General features: G+C 39.9%; 10 protein-coding genes. All 10 read left to right on the top strand.

Going from position 1 to position 9689, the window contains the following annotated elements; translation table 11 throughout:
- Positions 1-337: 337 nt before the first annotated feature.
- Positions 338-2221 carry a tRNA uridine-5-carboxymethylaminomethyl(34) synthesis enzyme MnmG gene (mnmG, locus tag HDEF_RS10505; protein ID WP_015874599.1) on the top strand — a complete coding sequence of 628 codons (1884 nt, stop codon included), beginning with the start codon at positions 338-340 and terminating at the stop codon, positions 2219-2221.
- A 22-nt stretch (positions 2222-2243) separates the two neighbouring features.
- On the top strand, positions 2244-2879 hold the full coding sequence (gene rsmG / locus HDEF_RS10500) for a 16S rRNA (guanine(527)-N(7))-methyltransferase RsmG (RefSeq protein ID WP_015874598.1): 636 nt from the start codon (positions 2244-2246) through the stop codon (positions 2877-2879).
- A 167-nt stretch (positions 2880-3046) separates the two neighbouring features.
- A complete protein-coding gene (gene atpB, locus HDEF_RS10495) occupies positions 3047-3871 on the top strand; it encodes a F0F1 ATP synthase subunit A (protein ID WP_015874597.1) in 825 nt (274 codons plus the stop codon).
- A gap of 86 nt (positions 3872-3957) precedes the next feature.
- Positions 3958-4197 (top strand): F0F1 ATP synthase subunit C, encoded by a 240-nt coding sequence (atpE, locus tag HDEF_RS10490; RefSeq protein ID WP_015874596.1) that lies wholly within the window; start codon positions 3958-3960, stop codon positions 4195-4197.
- Between the two features lie 63 nt (positions 4198-4260).
- Complete coding sequence (gene atpF / locus HDEF_RS10485) at positions 4261-4731, top strand: F0F1 ATP synthase subunit B (protein WP_015874595.1); 471 nt, start codon at positions 4261-4263, stop codon at positions 4729-4731.
- Positions 4732-4745: 14 nt separating this feature from the next.
- On the top strand, positions 4746-5276 hold the full coding sequence (atpH, locus tag HDEF_RS10480; RefSeq protein WP_015874594.1) for a F0F1 ATP synthase subunit delta: 531 nt from the start codon (positions 4746-4748) through the stop codon (positions 5274-5276).
- 67 nt (positions 5277-5343) lie between these two features.
- Entirely contained in the window at positions 5344-6885 is a 1542-nt protein-coding gene (atpA, locus tag HDEF_RS10475) for a F0F1 ATP synthase subunit alpha (RefSeq protein WP_015874593.1), read from the top strand.
- Positions 6886-6925: 40 nt separating this feature from the next.
- A complete protein-coding gene (atpG, locus tag HDEF_RS10470) occupies positions 6926-7795 on the top strand; it encodes a F0F1 ATP synthase subunit gamma (RefSeq protein WP_015874592.1) in 870 nt (289 codons plus the stop codon).
- 27 nt (positions 7796-7822) lie between these two features.
- Positions 7823-9205, top strand: a complete 1383-nt coding sequence (gene atpD, locus HDEF_RS10465; protein ID WP_015874591.1) for a F0F1 ATP synthase subunit beta — start codon at positions 7823-7825, stop codon at positions 9203-9205.
- A gap of 24 nt (positions 9206-9229) precedes the next feature.
- Positions 9230-9649, top strand: coding sequence for a F0F1 ATP synthase subunit epsilon (locus HDEF_RS10460; RefSeq protein WP_015874590.1), 420 nt, complete (start codon positions 9230-9232; stop codon positions 9647-9649).
- The last annotated feature ends 40 nt before the right edge of the window (positions 9650-9689 follow it).

Raw genomic sequence — 9689 nt, 5'->3', positions numbered from 1 at the left:
CCATGTTGAAAAGCTGTGAATAACCTGTGTATATCTACGGGATAACTATTGTAAAAAAACACCCTGTGGATAAAAGTCATTTTTATCCACACTTTATACACAAGATAATCACAGGTAATCCACAGGAATTGATCTTCTTAAAAGCAATGATAGATATGGCAAAAAACCACTTACCCACAGAAAACAGTGATCCTAATAATAAAAATAATAAAAGATCTTTAAATAAAAAGATCTTATTAAAATAACAACCGAATAATCTGATTTCACTCTTGATCAAAATTTAAGTAGAATAGATCCAGCAAGATTGGAAAATTTTTTTCGCCCAAGGTAAAGTGACATGTTTTATCCAGATCAATTTGACGTTATTGTGATAGGTGGAGGCCATTCAGGAACTGAAGCCGCTATGGCCTCGGCTCGTATGGGTTGCAAAACGTTATTGCTGACACATAACATCGATACCTTAGGTCAATTATCTTGCAATCCAGCGATTGGAGGGATAGGAAAAGGACAACTTGTCAAAGAAATCGATGCACTTGGTGGACTGATGGGAATGGCTGCCGATAAAGCCAGTATTCAATCCAGGATACTCAACGCCAGTAAAGGCCCTGCCGTAAAATCGACCCGAGTTCAACTCGATCGCACTGTTTATCGTAAAGTTATTCGATCCGCATTAGAAAATCAGACCAATTTATCGATTTTTCAGCAACCTGTTGATGACTTGATCTTAAAAAACGATCTAGTTGTCGGTGCCGTCACTAAAATGGGGTTAAAATTTCATGCTAAATCAATCGTATTAACGGTAGGGACTTTTTTAGACGGAAAAATACACCTGGGTTTAGAAAATTATAGCGCTGGACGTGCTGGAGATACCGCTTCCATCTCGTTAGCCTCACAATTAAGAAAACTTCCTCTACGAATAGGCCGCTTAAAAACTGGCACGCCTCCGAGGATAGACGCCAGAAGCATTAACTTTAAAAACTTAAAAATCCAGCTGGGCGACACTCCCTTACCCTTATTTTCTTTTCTTGGAAGACAACATCCCCCTCTCACACAGAAACCTTGTCATATCACCTATACCAATGAAAAAACGCATGAAATTATTCAAAAAAATTTAGAAAGAAGCCCTATGTACAGGGGAATCATTGACGGAATAGGCCCAAGATACTGCCCCTCTATTGAAGATAAAATCATACGTTTTTCTGATCGGAGCGCTCATCAAATTTTTTTAGAGCCAGAAGGGCTTACCAGTAACGAAATCTACCCTAACGGTATTTCAACCAGTCTCCCTTTCGATGTACAACTGAAAATAGTTCGTTCGATTCAAGGAATGAAAAATGCTTTTATCGTTCGCCCTGGTTATGCGATTGAATATGATTACTTTGATCCCCGTGATTTAAAACCCACTTTAGAAAGTAAACATATTCAAGGCCTGTTTTTTGCGGGACAGATTAATGGCACAACAGGCTATGAAGAGGCGGCAGCTCAAGGATTATTAGCAGGATTAAATGCAGGGCGCCTTGCTCGAGGGGAAGAGGGATGGTTTCCACTCCGTAATCAAGCTTATATCGGTGTGTTGGTTGATGATTTAACGACTCTAGGAACTCAAGAACCTTATCGTATGTTTACCTCACGTGCTGAGTATCGATTATTGCTTCGAGAGGATAATGCAGATTTACGTCTGACAGAAATAGGTTATCAATTAGGGCTCGTCGATGAAAACAGATGGTGTCGTTTCAATCAAAAAGTAGAATTGATAGAACAGGAAAAACAAAGGCTGCGCAGCATATGGATAAAACCAAATTCAGATAATCAGATAGACCAAATTATTAAATCGCCATTATCTCGTGAAACGAATGGTGAAGATCTTTTGCGCAGGCCAGAGGTCAATTACTCTTTACTGACTTCTTTAAAACCGTTTTTACCTTCACTAGAAAACAACGAAGCAGGTATGCAAGTTGAAATTCAAATAAAATACGAAGGCTATATTGTTCGTCAAAAAGAAGAAATTGCAAAGCAATTACGCAACGAAAATACTTTGTTACCTTTAAGTTTTGATTATTCGCTCATTTCTGGCTTATCAAATGAAGTGGTCTCTAAACTAAACGATCACAAACCAATCTCATTAGGACAAGCATCACGTATTTCTGGCATCACGCCTGCCGCGATATCTATTCTGCTAGTTTGGTTAAAAAAACAGGGCTTATTGCGGCGTAGCGCTTAATTTTAAATAAAAAGGGATTATTGTGTTGGACGAATTAAATATTTTGCTTTCAATCGCAAAAATAAACTTATCCGAAGAACAAAAACAAAAAATAATAAGTTATATCGAACTTCTGTGTCAGTGGAATAAAACTTATAATTTCACTTCCGTTCATGATCCAAAAGAGATGTTGATAAAGCATGTTTTAGACAGCATTATTGTTGCTCCATATTTAAAAGGTCGAAAATTTATTGATGTGGGTACAGGGCCAGGTTTACCTGGCCTCCTTCTTGCGATTGTTCTCCCTGATTCTCATTTCACCCTACTAGATAGTATTGGAAAGCGTATCTGCTTTTTGCGCCAAGTTCAGCAATCTCTTAGATTAACTAATATTCAACCCATACAAAGCAGAGTAGAGTCTTTTTTTCCGAGCAAACGTTTTGATGGCGTCATCAGCAGAGCGTTTGCCTCACTAAAAAATATGCTGTCTTGTTGTGAGCATTTGGTTGATAAAACAACAGGGTGTTTTTATGCTTTGAAAGGAGTAAAACCTGACCATGAATTGGCTGATTTGCCCTCTCAAATTACTTTGAAATCTATTTTTAAGCTACAAATACCCAAATTAGAGGCAGAACGTCATTTGATTGTTTTAAAAATAAACGCATTATTCGTTACATAAAATGGTTTCGCCTACTGAGAACAAAAAAATTGCGTCAGTATCTCTCTCAAATAAGAGAATGAAAGAAAATTTCTTGTTTATGCAATTGAAGACTTTTGTTATCCTCGGTTCCGTTTTTGCTTTCTATAAATTTTATATTGCATTAATTTAAAAGGGTAAAAGACATCATGTCTGGATTAGGAGAAAGTCGTAGTTCAAAGGATTATATAAGTCACCATCTGGATCACTTGCAGTTAAATTTACTTAATTTTAAATGGGTTGATCCGAACTCAACGGATCCCGTTCCATTCTGGACAATCAACTTTGACTCTTTGTTTTTCTCTTTCACTTTAGGTCTTCTTTTTTTACTGTTATTTCGTAAGGTTGCCGTTAGTATATCTAGTGGGACACCCGGAAAATTACAAATTATGGTGGAATTAGTGATCGGTTTTATAGATAAAAACGTTCAGGACATGTACCACGGAAAAAGTAAAGTCATAGCGCCTTTAGCGTTAACCGTCTTTGTCTGGATATTATTAATGAACTTTATGGATTTACTCCCTGTTGATTTACTCCCTTACTTAAGCGAACATTTGCTAGGATTGCCCTCATTAAGAGCAGTTCCGACTGCTGATGTGAGCACAACGCTGTCAATGGCTTTGGGTGTATTCATTCTTATTTTGTTTTATAGCATCAAAATAAAAGGGGTATCCGGTTTCATAAAAGAACTGACCTTAAGACCCTTTAATCACCCGGTGTTCATTCCTATTAACTTGCTTTTAGAAATGGTCACCTTGATTTCAAAACCCATTTCATTGAGCTTAAGGCTCTTCGGTAACATGTATGCAGGAGAACTCATTTTTATCTTGATCGCGGGTTTAATGCCCTGGTGGTTTCAGTGGATATTGAGTGTCCCTTGGGCGATCTTCCATATTCTGATCATTACATTACAAGCTTTTATATTTATGGTTTTGACGATTGTTTATCTCTCGATGGCTTCTTCAGAGCACTAATTTTATATTTTTGTAACAACATCAGGATTCAAAAAATACATTTTTTTACTATCGCTTTATCAACAAAAACAAAACTGGAGACTATGATGGAAAATATAAATATGGACCTATTGTACTTAGCTGCGGCCATTATGATGGGGCTGGCGGCTATCGGCGCTGCAATTGGTATCGGCATATTGGGGGGGAAATTTTTAGAAGGGGCGGCACGCCAACCTGAGCTCATTCCTTTATTACGTACTCAATTTTTCATCGTGATGGGCTTAGTAGATGCGATTCCTATGATTGCTGTTGGTTTAGGTCTTTATATTATGTTTGCTGCGGCATAAAAATGATTATATTTTCACTTTTTAATCACATGAAATCATCCACTTTTAAAGAGGTATTGTGTTGTGAATCTTAACGCAACAATCCTCGGACAGGCTATTGCGTTTGTCCTTTTTGTTCTTTTTTGTATGAAATATGTATGGCCTCCCATTATTAATGCCATTGAAAAACGTCAGAAAGAAATAGCTGATGGTCTTGCGTTTGCAGAAAATGCCAAAAAAGATTTGGAGTTGGCGCAGGTTAATTCAACCGAACAAATCAATAAGGCTAAACTGCAGGCCCAAGTGATTATTGAACAGGCAAATAAACGCAAGTCTCAAATTATTGAAGAAGCGAAAGCCGAGGCAGAACAACAGCGTTCTCAAATTTTGGCACAAACAGAGACAGAAATTGAGGCAAAACATCAGCGATCTTATGAAGAATTGCGTAAAAAAATTGCTGTGTTAGCAGTCATTGGAGCTCAAAAAATTATCGAACAGTCTATAGATGAAAAAGTGAATAGTGACATTATCGATAAATTAGTCGCTGAACTATAAGGAGAAAGCGATTTATGTCTATGGCTACCATCGCTCGTCCCTACGCTAAAGCTATCTTTGACTTTGCTGTTGAACATCATTCAATTGAACATTGGCAGAATATGTTGGCTTTTTCTGCACAGGTCTCGGCTCATAAGCAAGTTACTCAATGGCTTTCTGGCGTGATGCATTCCGAAAAGACAGCACAGATATTTATTAGTCTTTGTTCTGATCACCTCGATGAATTTTCTAAAAATTTCATTAAAATTATGGCTCAAAATGGTCGTTTATCGCTTCTGCCTGAAGTACTGAAGCAATTTATGGCGTTGCGGGCAATGATCAATTCTGTGATTGATATTGAAGTGTTTTCTGCCATCCCCTTGAATGAAGATCAGAAGAAAAAAATTATTTTTGCCTTGGAAAAACGTTTACAGCTTAAGGTGACATTAAATTGCAAAATAGATGAATCTATTTTGGCGGGCGTGATTATCCGTCATGGAGACAGGGTCATAGATGGCAGTGTCAGCAATCGTCTTAAAAGACTTAAAAATTTTTTATTGTCTTGAACATGATAAATATTTTAATGTCATTTAAAGCATATTTTAAAACAGATTCTTAAGGAAACTGGAGCACATGCAACTGAATTCCACCGAAATCAGCGAACTGATAAAAGAACGTATTACTCAGTTTAATATCGTGAGCGAGGCTCACAATGAGGGCACTATTATTTCCGTCAGTGATGGCGTGATTCGTATCCATGGTTTAACTGACGTGATGCAGGGTGAAATGATCGCCTTACCTGGTGATCGCTATGCAATAGCGCTTAACCTTGAGCGAGATTCTGTCGGAGCCGTTGTGATGGGATCTTATATCGATTTAACAGAAGGTATGAAAGTACAATGTACAGGTCGCATATTAAGTGTACCGGTGGGTCATGGTTTATTAGGCCGAATTGTCAATACATTAGGAAAACCGATTGATGGCAAAGGAACCCTAAACAATCAGGGGTTTTCTCCTGTTGAAACCATTGCGCCTGGTGTCATTGAAAGGCAATCCGTCGATCAACCTCTTCAAACGGGTTATAAATCCGTCGATTCAATGATCCCTATCGGCCGTGGTCAACGCGAACTGATTATCGGCGATAGACAAACAGGAAAAACCGCTTTAGCGATTGATACCATCATTAACCAACGCGATTCAGAAATAAAATGTGTATACGTCGCCATAGGCCAAAAAGCCTCTACCATTGCAAATGTGGTTCGTAAACTTGAAGAGCATGGCGCCTTATCAAACACAATTGTGGTTGTCGCTACTGCTTCTGAATCCGCCGCTTTGCAATATTTAGCGCCTTATTCTGGCTGTGCCATGGGAGAATATTTCAGAGATAGAGGCGAAGATGCCTTAATTGTTTACGATGATCTTTCTAAACAAGCCGTGGCTTATCGACAAATATCTTTACTATTACGTCGTCCACCAGGTCGAGAAGCGTATCCTGGCGATGTGTTCTATTTGCATTCTCGTTTACTTGAAAGGGCGGCACGGGTTAATGCCGAGTACGTTGAAACTTTTACTCAAGGTAAAGTGAAAGGCAAAACTGGCTCTTTGACTGCTTTACCGATTATAGAAACGCAAGCGGGAGATGTTTCTGCCTTTGTTCCTACTAATGTTATTTCGATTACAGATGGCCAAATTTTTCTTGAATCTGGCTTATTTAATGCGGGTATTCGTCCTGCGGTCAACCCAGGTATTTCTGTTTCTCGTGTCGGAGGGGCGGCTCAAACCAAAGTTATGAAAAAACTCTCAGGGGGTATTCGTACTGCTTTGGCTCAATATCGTGAGTTGGCGGCTTTTTCTCAATTTGCATCTGATTTAGATGATTCAACCCGTAAACAACTCAATCATGGTCAAAAAGTCACCGAATTACTCAAACAAAAACAATATGCACCTCTATCGGTTGGGCAACAATCTTTACTCCTATTTGCTGCAGAAAAAGGATATCTAGAAGACGTTGATCTCACATCATTAGCAGGTTTTGAAACAGCATTATTGTCTTTTGCAGAGCGTGAACATGCTGAGCTTTTAAACCAACTCAATCAAACCGGTGATTACAATAATGAGATTGAAAAGAAGATAACAGATCTTCTTGACCACTTTAAATCGAGCCAGGCTTGGTAGCATGAGCGTTAAAAACAAGCTGTGATTGAGGAAAATCAAAATGATCAGTGCAAAAGAGATACGCTCCAAAATAGCCAGTGTCAAAAGCACGCAGAAAATTACCAAAGCGATGGAAATGGTCGCTGCCTCTAAAATGCGTAAATCGCAGGAAAGTATGTCCGCGACTCGTCCTTATGCAGAAATGATACGGAAGGTAATAGGCCATCTTGCTCTCGGTAACCTGGAATATAAACATCCTTACTTGCAAGAACGTAAAGTGAAACGAGTCGGTTATCTGGTCGTTTCTACAGACAGGGGGCTTTGTGGTGGTCTGAACGTGAATCTTTTTAAAAAGATATTGACTGATATGCATGATCAGTCTGAAAAAAATGTGGCATCTGAATTATCTTTGATCGGATCAAAAGGCGTCGCTTTTTTCAATTCTATAGGGGCTAAAATAGTGGCTCAAGTGACCGGCATCTCTGATAAGCCTTCATTACCCGATATCATTGGCCCTGTACAAGCGATGTTAAAGGCCTACGATGAAGGTCGTTTGGATAAATTATACATCGCGAACAATAGATTCATTAATACCATGTCTCAACAACCCCAAATCACGCAACTTTTGCCGCTTCTTCCCATGGATGAAGGCCAGATAGGTGTCACAAAAAAATCTTGGGATTACTTGTATGAGCCTGAGCCTAAAGTCTTGCTCGACACACTTTTACGGCGCTACATAGAATCTCAGGTGTATCAGGGTGTGGTTGAAAATATTTCCAGTGAGCAAGCTGCAAGAATGGTTGCCATGAAAGCGGCTACCGATAATGGGGGCAACCTCATCGATGAATTGCAGCTGATTTACAACAAGGCTCGTCAAGCGAGCATTACTCAAGAATTGACCGAGATTGTAGGCGGCGCTTCAGCGCTTTAGAACAGATTATTAAGTAGAGGATTTGAAATGTTGACTGGAAAAATTATCCAGATAATTGGTGCTGTAGTGGATGTAGAATTTCCTCAAGAGGCTGTACCTAAGGTATACAACGCCCTTGAAGTTAAAAATGATGCCATCAAATTGGTAATGGAAGTACAGCAACAATTAGGGGGAGGAGTGGTTCGGTGCATTGCAATGGGATCTTCTGATGGTCTTCAGCGCGGGCTTACTGTCACTGATTTAGGTCATCCTATTAAAGTTCCTGTCGGTAAAGAAACCCTGGGGCGGATCATGAATGTGTTAGGTGACCCGATTGATATGAAGGGGCCCATAGGTGAGCAAGAAAGATGGTCTATTCACCGTCAACCTCCTTCTTACGAGGAGCTTGCCAATTCACAAGAACTATTAGAAACCGGCATCAAGGTGATGGATTTGATTTGTCCTTTTGCGAAAGGCGGAAAAGTGGGGCTATTTGGGGGTGCCGGCGTTGGGAAAACCGTCAACATGATGGAACTCATCCGTAACATTGCGATAGAACATTCGGGATATTCTGTTTTTGCCGGGGTGGGTGAACGTACTCGTGAAGGAAACGATTTTTATCATGAAATGACAGAATCTGGCGTTTTGGACAAAGTGTCTCTTGTCTATGGCCAGATGAATGAGCCGCCAGGAAATCGTCTCCGTGTGGCGCTCACCGGCTTGACTATGGCTGAAAAATTTCGGGATGAAGGCCGAGACGTTTTATTATTTATCGATAATATCTATCGTTATACCTTGGCGGGTACTGAAGTATCGGCGCTTTTGGGGCGCATGCCTTCTGCGGTGGGTTATCAGCCGACTCTAGCGGAGGAAATGGGTGTCTTGCAAGAACGCATTACTTCCACCAAAAAAGGTTCGATTACTTCTGTTCAAGCCGTCTATGTTCCTGCAGATGATTTAACCGATCCTTCACCTGCCACGACATTTGCTCATTTAGATGCAACTGCGGTTTTAAGTCGTCAAATTGCATCTCTGGGGATTTACCCTGCCGTGGATCCATTAGATTCAACGAGCCGACAGCTTGATCCCTTAGTTGTGGGTCAAGAGCATTACGATGTTGCTCGAGGTGTACAATCGATTCTTCAACGTTATCAAGAACTCAAAGATATCATCGCGATTTTGGGGATGGATGAATTATCAGAAGAGGATAAACTGGCGGTTTCTCGGGCGCGTAAAATTCAGCGTTTTCTCTCTCAACCTTTCTTTGTCGCGGAAGTCTTTACGGGGGCGCCAGGGAAATTTGTCTCTCTCAAAGACACCATTTCTGGCTTTAAAGGGATAATGAACGGTGACTATGATCATTTACCGGAGCAGGCGTTCTATATGGTTGGCACCATTGAAGAAGCCTTGGAAAAAGCGAAAAAATTATAACGCACCGGATTGGAGATAAATATGATGACACCCACTTACCTTTTAAATGTTGTCAGCGTCGAGAAAAACATGTTTTCTGGTGTTGTACAAAAAATCCGGGTCACAGGCAGCGAGGGGGAATTGGGTATTTTCTCTGGACACGCCCCTTTATTGACTGCCTTGAAGCCAGGGATGGTGTGTATGATAAATGAGCAAGGCGAAGAAGAATTCATTTATTTATCAGGAGGGATCCTTGAAGTTCAGCCAAAGCTAGTCACTATCTTGGCGGACACCGCCATTCGAGGGGAAGATTTAGATGAAGAGAGGGTGTTAAAATCAAAATGCGATGCAGAGGCGAATCTCAACAAACCGCATGCTGATATTGATTACACTAAAGCCTCAATTGAATTATCCAAAGCACTTGCAAAGTTGAAAATTATAGAACTGATAAAGTTAAAAAAATAATTATTTTTTTAACTTTAAAGTTAATATATGGCACTGTTAA

Source organism: Candidatus Hamiltonella defensa 5AT (Acyrthosiphon pisum) (assembly GCF_000021705.1).
Taxonomy (GTDB): Bacteria; Pseudomonadota; Gammaproteobacteria; order Enterobacterales; family Enterobacteriaceae; genus Hamiltonella; species Hamiltonella defendens.
The sequence above is the reverse complement of the archived record's forward strand: the minus strand, read 5'-3'. Positions and strand labels throughout refer to the sequence as shown.

Bases quoted from the DNA above. Each gene is read 5' to 3' on its own strand.
- HDEF_RS10460 (WP_015874590.1), top strand. From the start codon at position 9,230: ATGACACCCACTTACCTTTTAAATGTTGTCAGCGTCGAGAAAAACATG.
- atpE (WP_015874596.1), top strand. From the start codon at position 3,958: ATGGAAAATATAAATATGGACCTATTGTACTTAGCTGCGGCCATTATG.
- atpH (WP_015874594.1), top strand. From the start codon at position 4,746: ATGTCTATGGCTACCATCGCTCGTCCCTACGCTAAAGCTATCTTTGAC.
- atpA (WP_015874593.1), top strand. From the start codon at position 5,344: ATGCAACTGAATTCCACCGAAATCAGCGAACTGATAAAAGAACGTATT.
- atpG (WP_015874592.1), top strand. From the start codon at position 6,926: ATGATCAGTGCAAAAGAGATACGCTCCAAAATAGCCAGTGTCAAAAGC.
- mnmG (WP_015874599.1), top strand. From the start codon at position 338: ATGTTTTATCCAGATCAATTTGACGTTATTGTGATAGGTGGAGGCCAT.
- atpD (WP_015874591.1), top strand. From the start codon at position 7,823: ATGTTGACTGGAAAAATTATCCAGATAATTGGTGCTGTAGTGGATGTA.
- atpB (WP_015874597.1), top strand. From the start codon at position 3,047: ATGTCTGGATTAGGAGAAAGTCGTAGTTCAAAGGATTATATAAGTCAC.